Source organism: Winogradskyella sp., from assembly GCF_045105575.1.
Lineage (GTDB): Bacteria > Bacteroidota > Bacteroidia > Flavobacteriales > Flavobacteriaceae > Winogradskyella.
This window is the reverse complement of record NZ_JBGCDQ010000062.1, coordinates 14,305-38,197: the sequence shown is the minus strand read 5'-3', so window position 1 is coordinate 38,197 and position 23,893 is coordinate 14,305. Positions and strand designations below refer to the sequence as shown.

Annotated in this window: 23 protein-coding genes; 7 read left to right on the top strand and 16 right to left on the bottom strand. The window is 35.3% G+C overall.

Annotated elements, in window-relative coordinates:
- Both AB8B52_RS13715 and AB8B52_RS13710 read left to right on the top strand, forming a co-directional pair.
- The coding region (locus AB8B52_RS13715) for a YHYH protein (RefSeq protein ID WP_406029077.1) at positions 1 to 765 on the top strand (765 nt) is incomplete at its 5' end.
- 14 nt (positions 766 to 779) lie between these two features.
- The gene (locus AB8B52_RS13710; RefSeq protein ID WP_406029075.1) at positions 780 to 2,081 is read left to right on the top strand and encodes a sulfatase-like hydrolase/transferase; all 1,302 of its coding nucleotides are present in this window, start codon (positions 780 to 782) and stop codon (positions 2,079 to 2,081) included.
- Positions 2,082 to 2,164: 83 nt separating this feature from the next.
- On the opposite strand, the gene rimO is transcribed toward AB8B52_RS13710, so the two are convergent.
- A complete protein-coding gene (gene rimO, locus AB8B52_RS13705) occupies positions 2,165 to 3,469 on the bottom strand; it encodes a 30S ribosomal protein S12 methylthiotransferase RimO (protein WP_406029073.1) in 1,305 nt (434 codons plus the stop codon).
- Between the two features lie 168 nt (positions 3,470 to 3,637).
- Between rimO and AB8B52_RS13700 the strand changes: the two genes are divergently transcribed.
- Entirely contained in the window at positions 3,638 to 4,717 is a 1,080-nt protein-coding gene (locus AB8B52_RS13700; RefSeq protein ID WP_406029071.1) for a serine hydrolase domain-containing protein, read from the top strand.
- A 250-nt stretch (positions 4,718 to 4,967) separates the two neighbouring features.
- On the top strand, positions 4,968 to 5,636 hold the full coding sequence (locus AB8B52_RS13695; RefSeq protein WP_406029069.1) for a fibronectin type III domain-containing protein: 669 nt from the start codon (positions 4,968 to 4,970) through the stop codon (positions 5,634 to 5,636).
- A 77-nt stretch (positions 5,637 to 5,713) separates the two neighbouring features.
- Here the strand turns inward: AB8B52_RS13695 and AB8B52_RS13690 are convergent, their stop codons facing one another.
- The 10 genes from AB8B52_RS13690 to AB8B52_RS13645 form a co-directional block, all read right to left on the bottom strand.
- Complete coding sequence (locus AB8B52_RS13690) at positions 5,714 to 7,369, bottom strand: amidase family protein (protein ID WP_406029067.1); 1,656 nt, start codon at positions 7,367 to 7,369, stop codon at positions 5,714 to 5,716.
- Positions 7,370 to 7,511: 142 nt separating this feature from the next.
- On the bottom strand, positions 7,512 to 7,862 hold the full coding sequence (locus tag AB8B52_RS13685; protein ID WP_406029065.1) for a hypothetical protein: 351 nt from the start codon (positions 7,860 to 7,862) through the stop codon (positions 7,512 to 7,514).
- A 33-nt stretch (positions 7,863 to 7,895) separates the two neighbouring features.
- A complete protein-coding gene (gene ftsY, locus AB8B52_RS13680; protein WP_406029063.1) occupies positions 7,896 to 8,870 on the bottom strand; it encodes a signal recognition particle-docking protein FtsY in 975 nt (324 codons plus the stop codon).
- A gap of 444 nt (positions 8,871 to 9,314) precedes the next feature.
- Positions 9,315 to 9,467, bottom strand: coding sequence for a DUF4295 domain-containing protein (locus AB8B52_RS13675; RefSeq protein ID WP_179351793.1), 153 nt, complete (start codon positions 9,465 to 9,467; stop codon positions 9,315 to 9,317).
- 49 nt (positions 9,468 to 9,516) lie between these two features.
- Positions 9,517 to 9,699, bottom strand: coding sequence for a 50S ribosomal protein L33 (rpmG, locus tag AB8B52_RS13670; RefSeq protein ID WP_020896723.1), 183 nt, complete (start codon positions 9,697 to 9,699; stop codon positions 9,517 to 9,519).
- 51 nt (positions 9,700 to 9,750) lie between these two features.
- Positions 9,751 to 9,987 (bottom strand): 50S ribosomal protein L28, encoded by a 237-nt coding sequence (rpmB, locus tag AB8B52_RS13665; RefSeq protein WP_406029060.1) that lies wholly within the window; start codon positions 9,985 to 9,987, stop codon positions 9,751 to 9,753.
- 121 nt (positions 9,988 to 10,108) lie between these two features.
- Positions 10,109 to 11,344, bottom strand: coding sequence for a competence/damage-inducible protein A (locus tag AB8B52_RS13660; RefSeq protein ID WP_406029058.1), 1,236 nt, complete (start codon positions 11,342 to 11,344; stop codon positions 10,109 to 10,111).
- A gap of 20 nt (positions 11,345 to 11,364) precedes the next feature.
- Complete coding sequence (locus AB8B52_RS13655) at positions 11,365 to 11,706, bottom strand: Hpt domain-containing protein (protein ID WP_406029056.1); 342 nt, start codon at positions 11,704 to 11,706, stop codon at positions 11,365 to 11,367.
- Positions 11,707 to 12,318, bottom strand: coding sequence for a fumarylacetoacetate hydrolase family protein (locus AB8B52_RS13650; RefSeq protein ID WP_406029054.1), 612 nt, complete (start codon positions 12,316 to 12,318; stop codon positions 11,707 to 11,709).
- 87 nt (positions 12,319 to 12,405) lie between these two features.
- Entirely contained in the window at positions 12,406 to 13,182 is a 777-nt protein-coding gene (locus tag AB8B52_RS13645; protein ID WP_406029052.1) for an exonuclease domain-containing protein, read from the bottom strand.
- 166 nt (positions 13,183 to 13,348) lie between these two features.
- Between AB8B52_RS13645 and AB8B52_RS13640 the strand changes: the two genes are divergently transcribed.
- Positions 13,349 to 14,437: an NADH:flavin oxidoreductase gene (locus tag AB8B52_RS13640; RefSeq protein WP_406029050.1), complete on the top strand. Its 1,089-nt coding sequence runs from the start codon at positions 13,349 to 13,351 to the stop codon at positions 14,435 to 14,437.
- Positions 14,438 to 14,643: 206 nt separating this feature from the next.
- Positions 14,644 to 15,183, top strand: coding sequence for a hypothetical protein (locus tag AB8B52_RS13635; protein WP_406029048.1), 540 nt, complete (start codon positions 14,644 to 14,646; stop codon positions 15,181 to 15,183).
- A 253-nt stretch (positions 15,184 to 15,436) separates the two neighbouring features.
- On the opposite strand, the gene AB8B52_RS13630 is transcribed toward AB8B52_RS13635, so the two are convergent.
- From AB8B52_RS13630 to AB8B52_RS13615, 4 genes are all read right to left on the bottom strand, one after another.
- Positions 15,437 to 16,858: a dihydrolipoamide acetyltransferase family protein gene (locus AB8B52_RS13630; protein ID WP_406029046.1), complete on the bottom strand. Its 1,422-nt coding sequence runs from the start codon at positions 16,856 to 16,858 to the stop codon at positions 15,437 to 15,439.
- Positions 16,859 to 16,948: 90 nt separating this feature from the next.
- Complete coding sequence (locus AB8B52_RS13625; protein WP_406029044.1) at positions 16,949 to 18,049, bottom strand: glycosyltransferase family 2 protein; 1,101 nt, start codon at positions 18,047 to 18,049, stop codon at positions 16,949 to 16,951.
- Between the two features lie 11 nt (positions 18,050 to 18,060).
- Positions 18,061 to 18,678, bottom strand: coding sequence for a recombination mediator RecR (gene recR / locus AB8B52_RS13620; RefSeq protein WP_406029042.1), 618 nt, complete (start codon positions 18,676 to 18,678; stop codon positions 18,061 to 18,063).
- 83 nt (positions 18,679 to 18,761) lie between these two features.
- On the bottom strand, positions 18,762 to 21,755 hold the full coding sequence (locus tag AB8B52_RS13615; RefSeq protein WP_406029040.1) for a T9SS type A sorting domain-containing protein: 2,994 nt from the start codon (positions 21,753 to 21,755) through the stop codon (positions 18,762 to 18,764).
- Positions 21,756 to 21,835: 80 nt separating this feature from the next.
- On the opposite strand from AB8B52_RS13615, the gene AB8B52_RS13610 reads away from it, so the two are divergent.
- Positions 21,836 to 23,293 (top strand): sodium:solute symporter, encoded by a 1,458-nt coding sequence (locus tag AB8B52_RS13610; protein ID WP_406029038.1) that lies wholly within the window; start codon positions 21,836 to 21,838, stop codon positions 23,291 to 23,293.
- Here the strand turns inward: AB8B52_RS13610 and AB8B52_RS13605 are convergent.
- Positions 23,290 to 23,649, bottom strand: coding sequence for a CoA-binding protein (locus tag AB8B52_RS13605; protein ID WP_406029036.1), 360 nt, complete (start codon positions 23,647 to 23,649; stop codon positions 23,290 to 23,292). The two genes, AB8B52_RS13610 and AB8B52_RS13605, sit on opposite strands and share 4 nt — an antisense overlap.
- Positions 23,650 to 23,893 lie beyond the last annotated feature (244 nt).

Sequence of the window (23,893 nt, the reverse complement as noted above, 5' to 3'; positions counted from 1 at the left end):
CGAAATCAAGGCGACCCTTTACCTGATTTTCTTTCATTATGGTTATGCGGACTTCCTTCTAATGGAGCGGGTGCAAATAATGCAAGTGATTGGACGAATCCAGATGGAACTTGGGATTATACAAGAAAACCTCAAGTAGAAGGCAACGTAACGTGGAATCACATATTTGACATTAGTTTAGATGGAAATGGCAACAGAATTATTACGGGAAATAATTTACCAGACCATCCGACTGGCATATTTCCAATACAACAAGGAACTGAAGCTTTTCAGTATGATGGTAATCCAAACATTATTTCTGAACAAGTTGTAAATTACACATTACCTGCAATACCTCAAATTGCCCAAGAAGCAAACTGCGTCTTTTTTGGTCCTGCTGGATTTTCTGTTACTGGTGCTGCTATTTATCACGGAGCATCAACTCTTGGAACAGATGCAGCAGCACACGAAATGCTTGATAGATTTGGTGGACACACAGATGGTACAGAACGATACCATTATCATTTTCCTGCTGAAGATTTACAAAATCATATTCACGAACACGAATCTGGACACGCAGCACTTATGGGCTATATGTTAGATGGATTTGGAATATATGGACCTGAAGGCGAAAATGGGGAAATACTTACTTCCGCAGATTTAGATGAATGTCACGGACATACACATCCTGTGCTTTGGGATGGCGAAATGATAGATTTATACCACTATCATTGGACGTATGATTTTCCATATAATATTGGTTGCTTCAAAGGAACACCTCAATAAAAACAACCTACAAAATGAATAAAATAAAATCAGTCTTATTATTATCAATCATTTTAGTCATCTTTTCTTGTTCATCAGACTCAAATGACGCTACTAGTGGTGAAGTCCCAAATACAGAATCACCAAATATTCTTTTCATCATTGCAGATGATTTAGGTAAAGATGCTATTAATGGGTTTTCAGAAGGAAGTATAAAACCAAATACACCAAATATAGATGCCATTAGAACTAATGGACTTTCGTTTAGTAATTTTTGGTCAAATCCCACATGTTCACCCACAAGGGCGTCAATCATTACTGGAAAATATGGCTATAGAACTGGTGTAAAAAGTGCTGGAGATCAATTATCTATTTCGGAAACTACATTACAAGAATATATTAGTAATCAAACTAATAATAAATACGCATCAGCAATTGTTGGAAAATGGCACCTTTCGGGAAGTAATGGAACTATAAATCCCGAAACATTTGGTATTGATTATTACACTGGCCTCATTCGCGGTGCTGTAAATGATTACTACCAATGGCCACTGAGCGAAGATGGTGCTTCAACTCAAAATTCAGAATACATAACCGAAGTATTTACTGACTTGTCAATAGATTGGATTAATGAACAATCTAAGCCTTGGTTTATGTGGTTGGCATATACTGCACCACATACACCATTTCACGCACCGCCAAGTAATATGCACAGTCAAGGTAATTTACCAACATATACTAATGTATTGGACCCAATACCATACTACATGGCAGCCATTGAAGCTATGGATTTTCAAATTGGTAGATTATTAGACGACATTCCCGAAGATGAAAGAAATAACACTATAATAATTTTTATTGGTGATAATGGGACACCGAATCAAGTTGCCCAAAGTCCCTATTCAAGTTCAATGGTAAAAAATACGTTATATCAAGGTGGTATTAACGTTCCTATGTTTATTTCAGGACATTCAGTTTCACGAAATGGTACTGATAATAACTTAATAACTAGCACAGATTTATTTGCTACAATAGCAGAAATTGCTGGGAGCTCAACAACCGAAATTCACGATAGTAAAAGTTTTAAATCGCTTTTCACAGCCTCTACAAGTATTAGGGATTATCAATATTCTGAACAGGGTGATGGCACAAATGATGAATGGACAATAAGTAATGGAACATATAAATTTATTGTCAATTCAGTTGGAATAGAAGAACTGTACAATTTAATAAATGACCCTTATGAAACTAATAATTTACTAACTGGAACTTTATCTTTAACAGAACAAAACGCAAAATTAGAATTGGAAACTGAATTAATAAACATTCGGAATTAAAAATCTGGTTGGTGTTAAATCCGAAAAGAAACCGCTTATCTTCAGCACTACGTTTCATACACAAACACATTCTACGAACCACTCTATTTCACTACCTCACCATAAAGATCAAAATCTTCAGCCTCAATAACTTTTATTGTAGCAAACTCACCTGTTTTTAAATACGTATCCGTAGCATCAATACGTACTTCATTATCCACATCTGGCGAATCATATTCTGTTCGTCCAACAAAATAATTGCCTTCTTTTCTATCGATCACCACTTTAAACTCCTGCCCTATTTTTACCTGATTGAGTTCCCAAGAAATCTGAGATTGAATTTCCATGATTTCATTAGCACGTTCCATTTTTACGTCTTCTGGCACATCATCTTCTAAGTTAAAAGCATGTGTATTTTCTTCGTGCGAATACGTAAAGCAACCCAAACGCTCAAAACGCATGGCTCTTACCCATTCTCTTAATGTTTCGTAATCTTCCTGTGTTTCACCAGGATAACCAACAATAAGCGTTGTTCTAATGGTCATTTCTGGCACTTTTGCTCTAAATTCCTTAAGTAACTTTGTTGTCTTTTCTTTTGTAGTACCACGACGCATACTCTTCAAAATTGAATCTGAAATATGTTGCAACGGAATATCTAAGTAATTACAAACCTTAGGTTCGCGCTTCATCACATCTAACACGTCCATTGGAAATCCGGTTGGAAATGCATAATGTAAACGAATCCACTCTATACCATCCACTTTTACTAAATGCTCTAATAATTCAGCGAGATTTCGTTTTTTGTATAAATCTAATCCGTAGTACGTTAAATCTTGGGCAATCAAAATCAATTCTTTAACTCCGTTTGCTGCTAACTTTTCAGCTTCAATCACGATTTCTTCTATTGGAGTACTTTTATGTTTTCCTCGCATTAAAGGAATGGCACAAAAACTACAAGGTCTATCGCAACCTTCGGCTATTTTTAAATAGGCATAATTTTTTGGTGTGGTTGTTAAACGTTCACCTATTAATTCATGCTTATAATCTGCTCCTAGCGCTTTCAATAAACCTGGTAATTCCGTAGTTCCAAAATACTGATCTACATTTGGGATTTCCTTTTGCAAGTCTGGCTTGTAACGCTCACTCAAACACCCTGTTACAAAAACTTTATCGACTTCTCCATCTTCTTTCTTTTGCATGTACTCCAAAATGGTGTTCACACTCTCTTCCTTCGCATTATTAATAAAACCGCAGGTGTTAATCACCACTACATTGCCATCTTCTTCATGCACAACGTCTTTTCCGCTGGCTTTTAACTGTCCCATTAACACTTCACTATCGTAAACATTTTTACTACAGCCAAGAGTAATCACGTTTATTCTATTTTTCTTAAGAGTTTTAGTACGCATATGCAGTTACCACAGACGTGGACCTATTTTAAATTAATATTGACAAGTTTATTTACAGTCCGCAAAGATACGGAATGATTTAAGATATACGACTGCCGATTTTTGATTACGTAATAGCCATTTTAAACCTTTTGTATATTTACAGGTCTAAAGCACAAAACCAAACGTATGAAACCTTTAAATCTAGTACTGCTCTTCATTTGTTTATTTTGCAATATGTCTTGTGATTCGGATGATACAGAAGCCACTGAACCAGAACCAATTGATGAAACCATCTATTTTCCACCTATAAATTCAGATACTTGGGAAACAAAAACAATTTCAGAATTAAACTGGAACGAAGACCAACTACAACCTTTATTAGATTTTTTAGACGCTGAAAATTCTAAAGGATTCATAATTCTTCATAATGGTAAAATAGTGGTTGAAACTTATTTTAATAATCATTCCGCTAGCACTCCTTGGTATTGGGCAAGCGCAGGAAAAACCTTAACCACAGCCCTAACTGGTATTGCGCAACAAGACGGCTTAATTGATATTAACGCTAAAGTTTCAGACTATATTGGTACAGGTTGGACAAGTGCGCCATTAGACAAAGAAAACCTCATTACGTGCAAAAATTTATTATCCATGAACTCTGGCCTGAATGATGGCTTGGGAGACGATATTTCAGCTTCTAATTTACAATATTTGGCAGATGCAGGCGATCGTTGGGCTTATCATAATGTCTATGTAAAATTGCAAGACGTCGTAACTTCTGCTAGTGGCACTACTTGGAACAACTATTTTAATACCAATCTGAAAGATAAAATCGGCATGACAGGTCTTTGGTTGCAAAACGGTAACTTTAATGTTTATTGGAGTAACACACGAAGCATGGCACGTTTTGGCTTGTTAACATTTGCTGATGGTACGTGGGAAAATGAGCAAATTATTCCTGAAAATTTCCTGAATGAAGCCATAAACACGTCACAAAATATAAATCAAGCCTATGGTTATTTATGGTGGCTTAATGGTAAAACTACCTTCCGATTGCCACAATCTCAAGTTCAATTTAATGGTGAATTAATTCCAAATGCACCAGCAGACATGTATTGTGCCTTAGGACGCGACGACCAGAAAATTTATGTTGTACCCAGTAAAAACCTAGTGATTGTGAGGATGGGAGAAGCTGCCGACAGTGTTAATTTTGCCTTGTCGAGCTTTGACAATGAACTTTGGAGCAAAATAAATGCACTTATTAACTGAGTTGCATTGCACTGCATTTTGAGCTTATCGTTATGTTATTAATACGACTCATTTACAGATTATGATATATTATGTTGAATAATAGGTACAGCATAATCTATCAAATAAGGGTGAAAGACGCATATTAACGTCAAACCATGTACTTAAATACAACACATACAATAGATTAGGCTATTAATCGAATTATGCCTCTATAATTTTGTCAATAGTGAAGTAGTCACTTATATTTACCACTGGAAAAATTTAGATTATGAAAAAAATTATAATTCTGTTGACGTTAGTGCTACTTGTTTTTGCTTGTGAAACCGATGGTCCAGAAGGAGATGCTGAGTTTTGTCAAAGTCCTATTGGATTAGAAGCTTTTGCCGTTACTAATACAACCGCTACATTAAATTGGCAATCACCGATAAGCACTTCAGTGTTTGAAGTAGAATACGGACTGCAAGGCTTTGCGTTTGGCGAAGGTATTAGCACAGAAGTCTCTCAAAGCAGTTTAGATTTAGCAGGATTAACTCCTGAGACAGGCTATTCATTTTATGTGAGATTGTTATGTCCTGATAATAACAATTACAGTGCATGGGATGGCCCTTTTAATTTTGCGACATTAAACATGAATCCTTTGTGTAATGATCCCGAAAATTTACAAGAACGCAGCATACCTAATGCTACTGGTTCTGATTTTGTAAATTTAAGATGGTTCAATTCTGATAATGATGGTTCTGAATTGCAATACGGATTAGAAGGATTTGAAATAGGTACTGGTACAATTCAAGTTGAAGGTGACAATATCGATCAAGGATTTGGACTCGTAGAAAACTTAAACCCTAATACTGCCTACGATTTTTATGTCAGAAATAATTGTGAAGAATTCGGTTTTAGTTTTTGGGTTGGACCATTAACTGTCAGTACACTAGAATAGTTTTTCATTTAAAACGGTTTGAAACCTAAAAAAGCCTCTACAAAATAAGTAGAGGCTTTTTTATAGTTTGTATTCAATTATTTATAGTTTTTAGGCGAAATTCTCTTAAGTGACGCCTGCTCATAGGCATAAGCCCATTGTAATAGTTCTTTTTCTTGAAATGCTTTCGCAATAAATGTTAATCCTTTAGGTTCTCCATTTTCTGCATAACCCATAGGAACCGTTAGCGCAGGATATTCCGCTACAGCAGCAAATGCAGCGTGGTAATTATTTATGGAAAGAAAACCATCTAATGTATGCGCCTGCATAGGTTTGTTAAAATAATTTAAACCGTTCGTTTTTAACGTATCTTTTATCGCTTCTAAATAGTCACTATCACCTGCATCATTTGCAATACCTTCAAATAACTTCTGACCATAAGGCATCGTTTTTAACGAATCTTTTTGATTAAAACCTATCACATCAGAAACTGTTCTTAATGCGATGGACTTGTTCGCATAAGCTTCCATGTATTTAGGCAAATCTTTTCTCATATCTAAATTCAACAAACGAATAAAATTAGGGAGACCAACATCTTGCTCGTCTATTTCAATAATTTCTGCTCCTTGTTCTTTTAGTATTTGTAAAGCATTGCTGTATAATGTGTCTTCTAATAAACGTTTAGGTGCTCCAAAACGCTTGCCTTTAAGCGCAGTTTTAGACAGATTACTATGATAGCCTTGGTTAATGTCAACGGTTTTAGATTTTGAATCTGATCCATCAAAGCCATAAATAGCATCTAACAGAATAGCATTATCTCTGACGCTTCTGGTCATTGGACCTGCAGTGTCTAATGTTGAAGAAATAGGCACAATCCCACTACGACTTACCAAGCCAATCGTTGGTTTTAAACCTACCACCGAATTCTGACTTGCAGGCGATAAAATAGAACCTGCGGTTTCGCTACCAATAGCAGCCGCACAAAAATTTGCCGCGACGGCAACACCACTTCCAGCACTAGAACCGCCTGTATCAAATACTTTTCTGCCGTAAGGGTTTAAAGTTTGTCCTCCTATTGCAGAATAGCCACTTGGACAATCTCCGCAAAAGAAGTAAGCCCACTCACTTAAATTGGCTTTTCCGAGAATTAAAGCTCCTTTAGATTTTAACTGACTTACGATGAATGAATCATCTGTAATATTATCTTTTAAGGCAACTGCACCAGCTGTTGTTGCCATACCTGATGCATTTATATTGTCCTTTAATAAGATGGGCATACCAAAAATCGGATGTTTCCCTTGTTCAAACTCAGTTTCATCAGCTATTTTGGCTTGCTTAATAACATCTGGATTAATGGCCATTACGGAATTTAAGGATAATGGATGTTCTCTATCAAATGTACGTATGCGATACAAATAGAATAGCGTTAAATCTGTATAAGTTAATTTTCCTTTTTCAATATACTCTTGAAGTGTTGTAATATCTTGATCTAAAATTAAAGGTTTCAGTCTTTTATAATCTACTTCTTTAAAGTGAGACATTTGCGGATTCATAGTTGCCCAAAGGGCTGCTTTAGTCACATGTTCTGAATCTAGAACTTTAAATTCCCTGAAATCTTTAGTTGAAATGGCACTGATATCCGAAGATTGAGCTTCGGTCTCAGAAGTTTCAATTGGCACTCTGGCATCTGAAGAATTGTTCTTTTTACAAGAAAAGACAACAAATAAAATTAGAAGATATAAAAGATTACGCATAATTATGTTTTTTATAAAAATACGAAATGATTCACTTAATCCAATAACAAAAGACCTCACAGGTTTTTGAAACCTGTGAGGTCTTGCTTATCACTTAACTTGAACGAGAACTATGGTATTAAAAAGAATGTGTAATCGTTAATTAAGCGTATGGATTATTATTCATAAGAAATTCTAAAACCCTCCATTCCCATAAAAAGAAAAAAAAGACTATAGCAAACAAGCCATAGACAACTTTAAAATTATACCGCTTTTGTTGTAACATTCGGTAACATAAAAAGATAATCATCGAAAGCGCTGGAAGTAAAACATATAAAGGAAACGCGACGTAATAAGGCAAGTATTTTGGTAGTAATGGATTTTTCGATTGCCAAAAAAGTCCAGATAAATTTCCAAAATATTTTAAAAACATCATAACGGCATACAACGCTGTAAGCATTGTAATTGATTTTAATAGCTTGTCATCTTTAAAAGAGAACTTATGAGTACTCATATTTATGAGATCCCTTTTTTCAAAGGGATTTTGTTACTTAAAAAACGAATCTACAAACTCATACTTATTAAAAACTTGTAAATCTTCAATACCTTCACCTACTCCAATATATTTTACAGGAATTTGAAATTGATCACTAATACCAATAACGACTCCGCCTTTTGCAGTGCCATCGAGTTTTGTAACGGCTAAAGAGGTAACTTCCGTTGCTGCTGTAAATTGTTTGGCTTGCTCAAAAGCATTCTGACCTGTAGAACCATCTAAAACTAATAAGACATCGTGTGGCGCATCACCAACAACTTTTTGCATCACGCGTTTTACTTTGGTCAACTCATTCATTAAGTTAATTTTATTGTGTAAACGGCCTGCAGTATCAATAATAATCACATCTGCGTTTTGGTTGACGCCAGATTGCAAAGCATCAAATGCTACAGAAGCCGGATCAGATCCCATTTCTTGTCTTATCATTGGCACATCGACACGATCTGCCCAAACCTGTAATTGATCTATTGCTGCTGCTCTAAACGTATCTGCGGCACCTAAAACCACGTTTAAACCTTGTTTTTTAAACTGATAAGCCAACTTACCAATCGTTGTTGTTTTACCAACACCATTAACACCAACAACCATAAGCACATACGGTGTTTTTGAGCCATCGGCTTGTTTTGGTAATTCGGGAATGGTGTATTCTGTATCTTCACCAGATTTGGTTTCAGATAATAAAGCAGCGATTTCTTCTCTTAAAATTTTATTGAGTTCAGACGTTCCTAAATACTTATCCTTTGCCACACGTTCTTCAATCCGTGTAATGACTTTTAATGTGGTATTGACTCCGACGTCGCTTGTTACCAAAATTTCTTCAAGATTATCTAAAACATCATCATCGACTTTAGATTTTCCGGCAACGGCTTTATTTAATTTATTGAAAAAAGAAGACTTCGATTTCTCTAGTCCTCTATCTAAGGTTTCTTTCTTTTCGGAAGAGAATATTTTTTTAAAAAAACTCATTATAATGTTAAGTTGTTCGTTGTTAAGTTACTCGTTGTCAGTCTTTTCGTTGTTGTGTTAAGGATTACTCATAGATTCTATTTACTAAGAAATCGTGAGTGCTTCGCAATTGAAGCGACATCCTTTTTTGCCATTAAAAGCAAAAAAGATATAGCGGAAAGCCTGACCCGTTTCCTGTAAAGGTTTTAGAAACCTTGTAAGTATTAAGGGTAACACCCAAAACTTAGAACAACAACCTTGCCTTTAATCATTTACTGTTATTATGGCAGCTAAGCTCAAATATAATTTAAAATTTTCAGTTTAAATAAGAGATCCCGCTTTTCAGCAGGATTTATTCAACTATTATTTTTCAGTTCGCTATTGAAGCCTCTGAAATTTAAGTTTCATTAAAAAAAAACTGCCTTCAAATGAAAGCAGTCTTGTTAATCTGTATAGAGATACATCTTATTTTTTACTCAAAAAGTCATTTACAAATTCTGGTGCCATTACGGACTCCACGAACATATAAGCTCCAGTTTTTGGTGATTTCACCATTTTTATCGCCTTTGTTAAACGCTTTGATCCTGTCTGTAAAGATGCTACTGATTTCTTTGCCATGATTCTATGGGATTATCTGATAGTTTCTAAAAATGAAATTATCGAATTATTATTTAATTTCTTTATGAACTGTCATACGCTTAAGGATCGGATTAAATTTCTTAATCTCCATACGATCTGGCGTATTCTTTTTGTTCTTTGTTGTAATATATCTTGAAGTTCCTGGCTGACCAGATGTCTTGTGCTCTGTGCACTCTAAGATGACTTGTATTCTATTTCCTCTTTTTGCCATAATATTGCCCACGAAAGTGGGTGTATTTTTAAGTTATATGACTATAACCTATTATTTGTAAAATCCTTTTGCTCTAGCTTCTTTTAACATTGCATCAATACCAATTTTATTGATTGTCTTTAATGCAGATGTAGAAACTTTTAATGTTACCCAATTATCTTCTTCAGGAATGTAAAAACGCTTTTTGATTAAATTAGCATCAAATCTACGTTTTGTTTTATTCATAGCGTGAGAAACATTGTTTCCAACCATCGCTTTTTTCCCAGTAAGTTCACAAACTCTTGACATTGTATTCTTTCTTTAAGGTCTATATTGTTGCTGTTTATTGTAAATCCAGCAAAGGACATTTTAAACAGGGTGCAAATTTAATAAAATTTTGAGGTTTAGCAAATATATATATCCACTTTTTTTAAATTTCTTTTCTAAGCATTTCAAAAGCTTTGTTTGTCGCTTTCCCAATAACGCGTTCTCTGTGTTTTCCAAAGTTAAATTCTTCGGAATAAATGGCATCTTTCGTAGCAATAGCGATACAAACTGTACCGATCTCTGCTTCTGAATCGCCTTTTGTTGGCCCAGCATTACCTGTGGTACTTATGGCATAATCACTATTAAATAATACTCTTACATTTTTAGCCATAGTTTCTGCAACTTCCTTGCTAACTACAGAATGGCTTTTAATATCGTCTTCTGACACCTTTAAAATCTTCACTTTAGATGCTGTAGCATAGGTTACAACACTTCCTTTAAAAAAAGCTGAAGCTCCAGCATTTGCGGTAAAGGCTTGTGCTATTCGTCCACCTGTGCAACTTTCTGCAACGGCTAAGGTTTGTCCTAATTCGGTTAAACGCTTGCCAATAATAGTTTCAATAGACTCGTCTTCTTCATAACCAACAAAGATATCTTCGATTAATGGTAATACTAAACTCACTTGCTTTTGAATTTCAGCATTCAGCATTGCTTCATCTGCAGCTTTGCCAGATAAGCGTATCCGAACACGACCTAAACTTGGCAGATATGCCAATTTTATAAAGTTGGGTAAATTATTTTGCCACTCTTCTATTCGCGCTGCTAAAGAACTTTCTCCAAGACCATATGTTAATAGCGTTTTGTGCGTTATGTAAGGAAACTTAAACTGCGTTCGTAACTTAGGAATCACTTGATCTGTAATAAGCGCCTTCATTTCAAAAGGAACACCTGGAAGTGATACAAATACTTTTCCGTTCTTCTCTAACCACATGCCTGGCGCAGTACCATTATGATTCATAAGCACCTTGGATTTAGAAGGCACTAATGCTTGTTGCTTGTTAACGTCTAGTAAGGGAATATTATATTTTGAGAATATGTCTTCTACATTAGCTAAAACAGTTTTGTCTTCTACTAAGGTATCATCAAAATATTCACAAAGTGTGTGTTTTGTAATATCGTCTTTAGTTGGCCCTAAGCCTCCAGTAATAATAATGATATCTGCATTCTCTTCTGCCTCTTTTAGCGCTTTAAGAATATGCATTTTATCATCTTGAATAGACGTAATTTGATAAATTGAAATCCCTGCCTTATTAAATTCTTTTCCAAGAAATGCTGAATTTGTATCTATAATTTGCCCAATGAGAATTTCATCTCCAATGGTAATAATTTCTGCGTGCATCTAAAATTAGTCGTCCTAAATTATAGTCCGAAGTCGGATTTAATTTCATTAACAGCATTATCAACCGCAGTTAATAGGGTTATTAATTGTTGATCTACATTCTTATCCGTTTGTTCGTGCTTTCCCCAATCTTGCACTTCAATTAATGTATCTAACACGCCTAGTTCAAATAAATCTATGGTCGGTTTCATTTTATGAGCGGCTTGGTACACTTCTTTATAATCTTTTGCAGGAACTGCTGTTCTTAAACGCTCTGCATCTTCTGGTACTTCTTCTAAAAAAGCGGCTGCTAAAGCTGCAACGAAATCTTCATCGTTATCAGCCATTTCTCGTACGCGATCTAATTTATAATATTGTGACATTTATTTAATTTTTATTGAAAACATTTCTTGGTCTTCAAGATATCCTGTTAAACGATCTTCGGCAAAAACCTTACCAACTCCTGCTGGAGTGCCTGTAAAGATAATGTCTCCAATTTTTAAAGTGAAATATTTTGAGACATATTCTATAATTTCATCAATTTTCCAAAGCATCAACGCTGTATTACCTTGTTGAACCACGTCATCATTTCGCTTTAAGCTAAAATTGATTTGGTCTATATTTTGAAATTGTGTTTTTGGCAACCAATTCCCAATTACAGCAGCACCATCAAAGGCTTTGGCTTTTTCCCACGGTAAACCTTTGGCTTTTAGTTGGGCTTGAAGATCGCGTGCTGTAAAGTCAATTCCGAGTCCGATATCGTCATAATATTTATGTGCAAATTTCTTATCAATGTGCTTACCTACTTTATTGATTTTAACCAAAACCTCAACTTCGTAATGCACATCATCTGAAAAATCTGGAATAAAAAACGGTTGTTTCTTTAACAAGATAGACGTGTCTGGTTTTAAAAACACTACTGGATCTGTTGGTTTTTCGTTTTCGAGTTCTTTAATGTGGTCTGTGTAATTGCGACCTATGCAGATGAGTTTCATATTTTAAAAAGATGATAGAATATAGACCGCTTTGCTGTTAGAAACTAGACGCTTCAGTCTTTATTCTTGATTCTTTATTCTAGCTTCTTAAGATAACTTATTATTAAACTGACTTAATTTAATCGCTGTCAGAACTTTCTTCGTGTACAATGGAAAATCTGCATTCAACAACCAACCAAAATAACCAGGCTCCTTCTCTAAAACTTCTAATACGCGTTTCCCTTTGTGTTTGCCAAATGAAAAACATTCTTCACCCTCTTTATTGTAAATTAAAAAACCTGCAAAATCAGCGAATTTTTTTCGTGAACTGAATTCTGCTAAAAACTTTGTGTCGTTTTCTAAATCTTCGTAACGGTCTAATTGTGCTTTTAAAACTTCGTAAGTGGCTTTGGTATCGGCTTCTGCGCTATGGGCATTATCTAAACTTTTATCGCAGTAAAATTTATAAGCTGCGCTTAGCGTACGTTGTTCCATTTTATGAAAAATAGTTTGTACATCTACAGATTGACTGTTTTTCATATCAAAATCAACACCAGCACGCAATAATTCTTCAGCTAATAACGGAATATCGAAACGGTTAGAATTGAAGCCACCTAAATCGGAATCCTTAATCATATTATGGACTTCCTTAGATAATTCTTTAAATGTTGGCTTATCTGCTACATCAGCATCTGAAATACCATGAATAGCTGTTACTTCAGCCGGAATTGGCATCTCAGGATTCACAATCCATGTTTTCGCTTCTTCTTTGCCATCAGGAAAGACTTTAAGAATTGAAATTTCTACGATTCGGTCTTTTGAAATATTAATTCCTGTGGTTTCTAAATCGAAAAAACAGATGGGTTTACTGAGTTTGAGTTGCATTGTTTTTGTTATTTTACACAAAGGTAATTAGATTCTTCTATAAAGTGAAGACCTCTTTGGGATAATACTAATTCCTTTTAAAACTCTTAATTTTATAGCTTAATTATTTCTTTCCTTTACACTCTAATTAAATGGAAGTTCTAACCCTTAAAATTTACATCAACAAATGAAAAATAAACCTCAAGACACCATCACCTTTAATTGCGGAGCAACAATGAAAAACCGCTTTATGCTAGCACCATTGACCAACCAACAAAGTCATGACAACGGAACATTGTCTAACGAAGAGTTTCATTGGTTAACCATGCGCGCCAAAGGACAATTTGGTTTGGTAATGACCTGTGCTTCGCACGTGCAAGAGATTGGCAAAGGCTTCCCTAGGCAGTTGGGTATATTTTCCGACCTGCATATTGAAGGCCATACCAAACTGGCAGCAGCTATTAAAGCCGAAGGTAGTTTAGCTGTTGTACAATTACATCATGCTGGCATGCGCTCACCAAAAGACGTTATTGGTAAAAAAGCGGTTTGTCCTTCTGATAGTGAAAAACATAATGCAAGGGCTTTGACTATACATGAGATACAACAATTAAAAGCCGATTTTGTAAATGCTGCACTGCGCGCAAAACATTGTGGTTATGATGGTGTTGAAGTGCATGGTGCGCATGGTTATATTTTAACCCAATTCTTAAGTTCAGACATTAACAAGCGAACCGATAATTATGGTGGTTCTCTTAAAAACCGATCGCGCTTATTATTTGAAATTATCAGTGACATAAGAACGCATTGTGGTGATGAATTCCTATTGGGTGTAAGATTATCTCCTGAAAAATTTGGAATGCGATTGTCTGAAATAAAAACCATATCACAACAACTTATAAATTCTAAGACTATTGATTTTTTAGACCTCTCACTTTGGGATTATTTTAAACCAGCAGAAGAACATCCTGAGAGTCAACTCAATTTACTAGAACACATTATGCAACTCGATTTTAAAAACGTTAAACTCACAGTTGCTGGTAACATTAGAACAGGTAAAGATGTGCAACGCGTTTTAGATTACGGAGTTGACTTTGTAACGATTGGAAGATCTGGAATTTTGCATCATGATTTTCCTAAACGTGTGATTGCGAATCCTGATTTTGTTCTCATTGAAAATCCTGTGTCTGCGGACTATTTGAAAAATGAAGGTTTATCTGAAACGTTTATTACCTATATGCGGAGATGGGATGGTTTTGTTGAAGATAAAGATATTTAAATGACAAAGCCTTCACTTATAAGCAGTTTATAAAATTGCCTTTGTGGAATTAACAAATTAACTTCGTTCAAGGCTTGATAAAAAACATTGAGACTATTTTATTAGAGAGATTTTAAACAATTAAACGCAACCCAAAGGCTATTTCAACATCTACAAGTAAACCACCAATGAGAAAGATTTATTTATTCAGCGCAATTTTAATTATTTTGATTTTAATAACATCTTGCGAATATGATTGTTTTGGATTCCCAGAAGAATACGACGACTTTATTTCATTTGAATTAAACGATACAATATCTTATACTAATGAAACTGACACATTGAAATTTACAATAATTGATTTTAACAGAACTGAACCGAGTTCATTTACTGGATTGGTAATGGATTACGACTGTTTTGAGGAAAAATTCTACCAAACCGATATGCAAGATGATTACTTCATCAGAGAATATCTTGAGGAGAATTATAATCAATCTCAAGACGGAATGTTAATTTCATTTACGGAAAATGATACTTTTGGTTTAATTGGACCAACCAATTTTTCCAGCAATAACTTTGAATACTCTCAAATCGTATATTATCAAAATTTTCAATACAAGGGAACGGAATATACTGATGTTCTGTTCGTTCTGAAAGATACAATCAATTTAAGTCCAAAAATTGGTTATATCTTAAAAGCAAATCCTGGTGGAATTTTAGAATTCTATGATTTCGAAAACAAAGAATTATGGCAACAGATAAATTAATCGGTTACAACAACAGCTGTAAGCCATAGCTCGGGTTCAGGATTGAAACGATAGTTGGAGTTTATTGACTAAATTGGTTACTGAAAACAAAACTTAAAGGCTTTCTTGGCGCTACTGCCCATAGGAGAGCCGCTAAACAAAACATCCTAAAAACCAAAAAAAAGCACAGTCAGAAAACTGCGCTTTTTGTTTATTATATAATTTGAAAAAATTAGAGTTTCATTAAGAGATCTCTTTTTCCAAAGGGATTCGTTTAAATCTCACGATTCACATCCCAAGCTTCTAAATAATCTTTTACGGCTTTTACAAATTGTCCACCAAGTGCTCCGTTGACTACTCTGTGGTCGTATGAATGTGATAAGTACATTTTAAAACGAATACCTATATAATCACCTTGTGGTCCTTCAATAACAGCTGGTGTTTTTCTTATGGCACCTAAGGCTAAAATACCTACTTGTGGTTGGTTAATAATTGGTGTTCCCATAATACTGCCAAAGGTACCAACATTCGTTACCGTATAGGTTCCGCCTTGTATATCGTCTGGATCTAATTTTCCTAAACGCGCTCTATTAGCTAAATCATTAACACGTTTTGCCATGCCAAATAAATTTAACTGATCTGCATTTTTAATAACAGGTACAATTAGATTACCATCTGGTAAAGCCGCTGCCATACCAACATTAATGGCTTTCTTTTTAATGATTTTATCGCCTTGTACGGAAATATTCATCATCGGAAAATCCTTCAAAGCTTTAGTCACGGCTTCCATGAAAATTGGTGTGAAGGTTAGATTTTCACCTTCGCGTTTCATAAAGTCGTCTTTTACTTTCTTTCGCCAGTTCCAAATATCAGTGACATCCGCTTCAATAAAAGATTGTACGTGTGCAGAGGTTTGTACAGAATCGACCATATATTTTGAAATGAGTTTCCCCATTCTGGTCATTTCTATAATTTCATCTCCTTGTGAAATCGCAATCGGTTTTTCTGTTGCTTTTTCTGCTGGCTTTTCCGCTTTTGGTTTTTCTGAAGTCTGAGTTGAAGTTGCATCAGGTTGAGCTGCTTCGTTGGCACTCAAGGCAACAGCCTTTTTAATAACTTCTGTCTTTGGTGTTTCAATGACCTTTTCAACCACTGCTGGTCTAGCAGGACTTGGAGCAGCACTGCGCGATTCCAAATACGCTTTAATATCGTTTTTTGTAACACGATTATCTTTTCCTGATCCAGAAATTGTATCTAATTCAGCTTGAGAAATACCTTCTTGTTTTGCTATATTTTTTACTAGTGGTGAGTAAAAACGATCTTCTGTAGAGACCAGAGGTTCAACAGATGTTTTTGCCGCAACCACTGTTTGCGAAACCTCAGCAACTGCTTTTGGAGCTTCTGGTTCAGCAACTGGTTCTGCAGCGGCCGCTTTGACTTCTACTGTACTTCCACCCTCAGTTTCTATCACTGCAATAACTTGCCCTACTTGCACAACGTCATCTACTTCGAAAAGTTTTTCAACCAAAACACCATCTACTTCACTCGGCACTTCACTATCGACTTTGTCTGTAGCAATTTCTAAAACAGCTTCATCTGCTTCTATGGTATCTCCAATATCTTTAAGCCATGCCGTTATGGTTGCTTCCGCAACACTCTCTCCCATTTTAGGTAACTTAAGTTCAAACTTTGACATATCTTTAATTTGTGGGTCTTTATTTTGTAATCGGTTGCAAAATTAACAAAAAAACAGACAATTTACTGACTTTTATTCAATTAATACATCCTAGAAATGCAGCACTTCACCTCTATTAACTGCACTATCGCTTCCAATGATAAATTTACTATTTTTTGGTAGAAATCTAAACTTAATATTTTTTTGCTTCGATTTTACCTTCATATCCTGAATAATCGCAGTGGCTTGTAATTCGTTAAAATCATAAACCAGCATACTATGATCTTCAATTTTATCATCTATAACCTCTTTAATCTCTAGAGGTTTTAGCAATTGTTCTTCTAAATCCTTATGAATTGATTTGGTATAAATATAAGATTTATGAGACGTGAGGGCTACGTCAACAGGAGCTTTACGCATAAGGTAGGCCATTTTAATACCTAACCAAACCACAGTATTAAATAATAGATTCTGCTTAAAATGCTTTTTGTAAAATATTTGCATCGCCCCATAAAAGCGTTTCGCATATTTAGCATCTTTTAAAGTACTCTCGCCTTTAAAATGAATGACTGAGGTTTCACCATAATAATAATTATCGTAACCTGCCTTTATCACTTTATATGACAAATCAATATCTTCTCCGTACATAAAGTAAGCTTCATCAAAGCCTCCAACAGCTTCATAAACCTCTTTTTTTAGCCACATAAATGCTCCGACTAAGATATCGACTTTAGCACTATTTTCAATTTGAACCTGATTTGCATAATAATCTGTAGCATTGCCTAAGACTTTCTTTAGTGCCACTTTTGGTGTCGGTACATTCCGTTTACTTTCAGGCAGAAAGTTTCCTTTACCATCAATGAGTTGGCAGCCAACAATACCTAAATTCGTTTTTGATTCTGTAAACTGAAAAAGTTTTTTAAACGTATCTTCAGCTACAACGGTATCTGGATTAAGAATACAAAGGTACTCGCCTTTTGCCTCAGCTACTGCCTTATTATTGCCTTTAGAAAAACCAGAATTCTCTTTGTTTTCTATCAATGTTACATTTGGAAATAATTGCCTTACCATGGCACAACTATCGTCTGGCGAGTTGTTATCAATTACAATAATTTCGCCATCAATAGTAGTCATAGCCGCTTCCACACTTTTTAGACATAACTCTAAAAAATACCGTACATTATAATTGAGTATGATGACAGATAGCTTCAAAATTGTAGTGGTTATAACTTTAGTGAAGCTTCAAAAGGGACGCGATCTACAATACTTCGACCTAAGGTGATTTCGTCAGTATATTCTAATTCGTTACCTGCTGCAACTCCTCTTGCAATAGTTGATGTGGCGATGTTGTAGGCTTGAATCTGTCTGAAGATATAAAAGTTGGTGGTATCACCTTCCATCGTTGGACTCATTGCAAAAATTAATTCTTTTATTTTTCCTGCTTTAACCTTTTCGACTAAGGAGTTAATATTTAAATCTTGAGGGCCAATACCATCCATTGGAGATATCTTTCCGCCTAAAACATGATACAAACCTTTAAACGAGCTTGTATTTTCAACAGCCATAACGTCTCTGATATCTTCAACCACACAAATGAGTTCACTATTGCGATTTGGGTTTTCACAGATTTCGCACAAAGGTTTATCGCTAATATTATGACACGATTTACAAAAATTAATCTCGCGCCTTACCTTAGATAAAGCGTCTGCCAATTGAAAGGTCTGACTATCTGGTTGGCGTAATAAATGTAATACCAAACGCAAAGCCGTTCGCTTACCAATGCCTGGCAATTGCGACATTTCGTTAACTGCGTTTTCTAAGAGTTTTGATGAAAATTCCATAATTACGAAGGTACAGATTTTTAGACATAAAAAAGTCCGATTGTAAGGGTGTTACAACTGGACTTTTCAACATGAATTAAATGTTATTTCAATATCAGCTTTTTGGTCATTTCGCCTTTTGAAGTGTTTAATTTTACAAAATAAATTCCTGTATCGAAACCTGAAGTATTAATTTTATACGCGTTGCTTAAATTCACGTTTTTACTATAAAACATTAACTTACCAAGTGTGTTGTATATACGAACCGCAACGTCTTCAGAATTATTCCATTTTAAATATACTTCATTTTCTGCCGGATTTGGATAAACCGAAAGGTCTTCAAATTCAAAATCCGTAACACTTAAAGCTTCATTATAGAGGTTAGATCTCCATAGTCCTCTTCCGTAAGTCGCCGCATACAATTTACTATCTGCCGTATTAATTTCGAGTTCATTAATTCTAACATTAGGCAAACCGTTACTGAAAGGATTCCAAGTATTTCCTAAGACATTATCTGTATAATAAATGCCATAGTTCATACCTACATAAAGACCATCGTTACCATTATTTTGCCATACTAAAGCTTGTGATGAAAAGTTTGGTAAATCCCAACGTATTGGTGTAAATGACACTCCACTATCGGTACTGATATATACTTTTTCACTATTGGTTGTAGCAATCGCTATTTTAGTGGCATCTGTAGGATGTACTGCAATTTCATTAATACGACCTCCACCAATATCTAGGGTCGATTGCGTCCAAGTAATACCAGCATTAGTCGTATACCAAAACGCTCCATTTATAGCTAAATACATGATACTATTGTTAGTTGGTGCTACTTTAAAATGATCGATGTTTGCGCCAAAATTTTGAGAAATTGACGTCCATGTATTGCCACCATTTTCAGATCTATAAACTTCGTCAAACGCACTATAAATAACATTTGGAATCGTCGGATCTTGCTCATAAGGGACGACCCAATTCCAGTTAAAATCTCCACCTTTATCGTCTGGTTGTGTAACACCACTAATGCTAAGTCCTCCATTAAAAGTCTTTACAAAAGAACCAAACTGAGAAGTTCCGTACATAATCTGCGTATTATTTTTATCTACAAAACCTTCCATACCATCGGCTCCCCACCAATCGGTCCAATTACCATCAGCTCCAAGCACTGATGAACCATTATCTTGAGAACCTCCTGTAACAATAACAGGATCTGTTTGACTAATACCGATTTTATAAAATTGTCTGATACCGAGTCCTGGTGTTAAATCTCTATAATAACTACTATTGACAACAGTAGGGTTATCAGCAATAAAAATACCACCATCTGTACCTGCTAAAAGTTTGGTATTAGCTCCCGTACCAATAAATTCTAAAATATCAACGTCAGCATGGCAATAGCCAATATTTTGACCGTTTGCACTATTAGGAGTCCATTGCGATGTAATGTTAAACGTAGCACCACCATTGGTTGATCGCCAAGTATTGATACCTGCTATATGTACGTCATTAACATCGTTAGGATTTACAACAATATCCATATCTCTAGGAGCTTGCCCTCTGTCATCTACTCCTGCACTGTCATAGCCAAAATAATTTCGGTTATCGTGATTCAATTTTAAAAAGGTAGAACCATCATCAGAAGATCTATGAATACCACCAAATAAACCACCATCTGCTTCCACGACATAAACCACAGAAGGATCATCCGCAGAAACTGCAATCATTTTAGGGCCTGAATTGAATTCAGCTGGAACACTCTCAAATCCATCAGAAAAAATAACACCTAAGTTAGAAGTTTCAACGGAAACATCATCCAAGGTTAATCCTCTTCCATAATTGGCAGTGCCTTCAAAAGCAACATAATAATCTGAAGTAGGGTTTGGTAAACTCAATGTAATATCTGACCAAGCGGTTACTTCGTTAGTATAATTTGCTAATTCAATCCAACTTCCTGAAGCCGATGTTTTATAAAGAATTCTTAATGCGTCTATATCTCCGCCCCAACTGACTTGTGTAAACGAAAAATTCAGTTCTGGATTTGTTGCAACACTTAAATCTAAAGCCGGAGTGATTAATTGGGTTTGAGGACTTGTAAAGTTTCCAATATAGAAAAAAGCCATAGAATTGCCCGTTCTTGGTATTACTGTACTATTATTATTGGCACTGCTAGTTACCCAAGCATTAGAACCTGTAACGTTTTCTTGATCCCAAAGTCCCAATCCATTTGGCATATCAAAAGTAAGACCACCATCTGTTGATTTAAAAAAGTTATTACCAGAAGCATAGATAGTATTGGTATCGCCTGGTTTAAATTCAACATCGTAGCCATCATTGGCATTTGAGTGAATGCTTGTCCATGACACACCTCCATCCGTTGATTTAAATAAGCCTTCACCTTGCGCACTTACGTACATTTTAGAGGTATTGGTTGGGTCGATTAATATTTTGTTTATAAATCCACTCAGCTCAGTACTTAGTAATGACCATGTTGAACCACCATCAACAGACTTAAAAATAGAACCACTTCTTGAACCCCAAAAATAAGTATCACTGTTTGAAGGATCTATTGCTAAGGCATAAACATCCATATTGGCTAAATTGTCGGTAAGCACTGTCCAGTTAGTTCCACCATCTAGGGTTTTCCAGACTCCACCAGTTTGGCTACCAACAATCATATGATTTTGATTTCCAATTTCTGTGGCAAAAGATGTAATTCTTCCAACACCAGGATTATACCCAGACGTGGCATTCCAATATGTTGGTCCCATTTCTTCCCAAGTACCAACAACAGTTCTGGCCGCTAAGCCTTCATCGTTACTACTGGCGTTGAATCTTTCAAGTTCATTATAGTAAAACTCAGGCGATTTCAATTTACCTGTTTCGTCCATGGCGCGTTCAGCAAAATATTGCCAGCGTCTAAAAGGTTTATAACCTCGGCCACGTTCTCTGCCTACGGTATCAAAATGTCGCTCGGCCACTTCTACGATATCGGCAACCGTATGTGTGCCTTCGGCAATGAGCTCTTTAAAATTTTGAGCAGAAAGACCAACGCTAAACATGATTAGCGCAACGAAGTAGGTTATTTTTTTCATAATTAATTCTTTTTTAGAGCCATCCTTTTTTTCAAATATACTACTTTTCAAAAAAAATACCACAGTAACACATTTTAGACATGACACCCATTTCAATTCTCATATTAATTATTGCCTATTTTGGTGTACTTATTCTAATTTCTTACCTCACAGGTAAAGATGATAGTAACGCTGTTTTTTTTAAAGCCAAACAACAATCACCTTGGTATGTTGTTGCTTTTGGAATGATTGGCGCTTCACTCTCAGGAGTCACCTTTATATCCGTTCCAGGCATGATTGGTGGCCAACAATTTGCCTACATGCAGGGAGTTTTTGGTTTTTTTGTAGGGTATTTATTTATAGCACTTGTTTTAATTCCGCTGTATTACAAACTCAATGTGACCTCGATTTATCAATATTTAGAACAGCGTTTTGGCTATGTAAGTTATAAAACTGGTGCTTTTTTCTTTTTACTATCGCGCGTTACAGGTGCTTCTTTTAGACTATTCTTGGTAGCACTTGCTATGCAATATATTGTTTTTGAAAGTATCGGAGTGCCTTTTTGGCTTACCGTTGTCCTTTCTATTTTATTGATATGGCTCTACACAAAACGAGGAGGTATAAAAACCATCGTTTGGACCGATACTTTGCAAACTTTGGCCATGCTGACGTCTGTTGGAGTTGCTATTTACTTAATTAATGACCAACTCGATTGGAATTATATGGAATTCTTAAACTCCTCTGAGTTTAGCACTAAAGGACAAATTTTCTTTTTTGAGGATCCTAATGCCACGACGTATTTCTGGAAATATTTTATTGGAGGTATTTTCATAGCTATTGCCATGACAGGCTTAGACCAAGATATGATGCAGAAAAACTTGACTTGTAAAAATCAACACGAAGCCAAAAAGAACATTTACAGTATGGCAACGCTTCTGGTATTTGTAAACTTTGCTTTTCTATCGCTTGGAGCGTTATTATTCATTTATGCTGAAAAATATAATATTACGATTCCTGTTTTAGATGGTAGAACGCGAACCGATTTGTTATTCCCTGAAATTGCGATGAATCAAAATTTGGGAGCTGCATTATCAGTCACTTTTATCATTGGTTTAATCGCAGCAGCTTACTCTAGTGCAGATTCGGCTTTAACGTCTTTAACAACCTCATTTAGTGTTGATTTTTTAAACATTGAAAACCGACCAGAAGCCGTTCAAAAACCATTACGAAAAAAAGTACATATTGGTGTTTCAGTTTTATTAGTACTTGTGGTTATTCTATTTAATATGTTAGAAGGTAATGTGGTTAGTAACTTGTTTAAATTTGCGACGTTTACCTACGGTCCGTTGCTAGGTTTATTTGCTTTTGGAATTTTAACCAAACACCAAATAAAAGACAAATATGCTTGGATTGTTGCTTTATTAGCAATGGCTTTAAGTTTTGCCATTACTTCTCTACCAGAATCTGTGATTGGAGCTTATCAATTTCATTGGGAAATTTTGCCACTTAATGGCTTATTCACCTTTATAGGTCTACTGCTCATTAAAAAGAAAGCCTAATACTGATTGGTGCTTAATAAAACTAAGGTACAAGCTACTTCAAAATGAATATTATTTTGCTTTAAAAGGTTATAGAATTCTGGATTTTCTGTACCAGGATTAAAAATCACCCGTTTAGGATTTAGACCCACAATATAATCGTAATACACTTCTTGCCGTTTAGGATTTAAATAAAGTGTTACCGTATCAATGTCTTTGTATGGCATTAATTCTGTATCGATTGTAACATCATCGACTATTCCCGATCTTAAACCAAACGCGTTAACATGATGTTGATACCGACGTAATTTCTTAATCGCCATATTGGAATATCGTTCCGTTTTTAAAGAGGCGCCAAATACGAGTGTTTTTTTCATAATTGAAATATAACCAAAATCACAATTATGTAATAACGCAATCGCACTTTCTTTTGTCTCTTGAAAAACCACTTTACTTAAAAACAAAAATTTTAGACTATGGAGATGCAGTAAGAAATCATCACCTTTTGTTAAATACACGTTAAATAGACATTGCTGTGAAATAAAATGGCACTTTTCACGTCTAAGAGTATAAGTTTTTAGTTCACAATAGTTATAAATTCATTTTTATACTAGTGTTAAT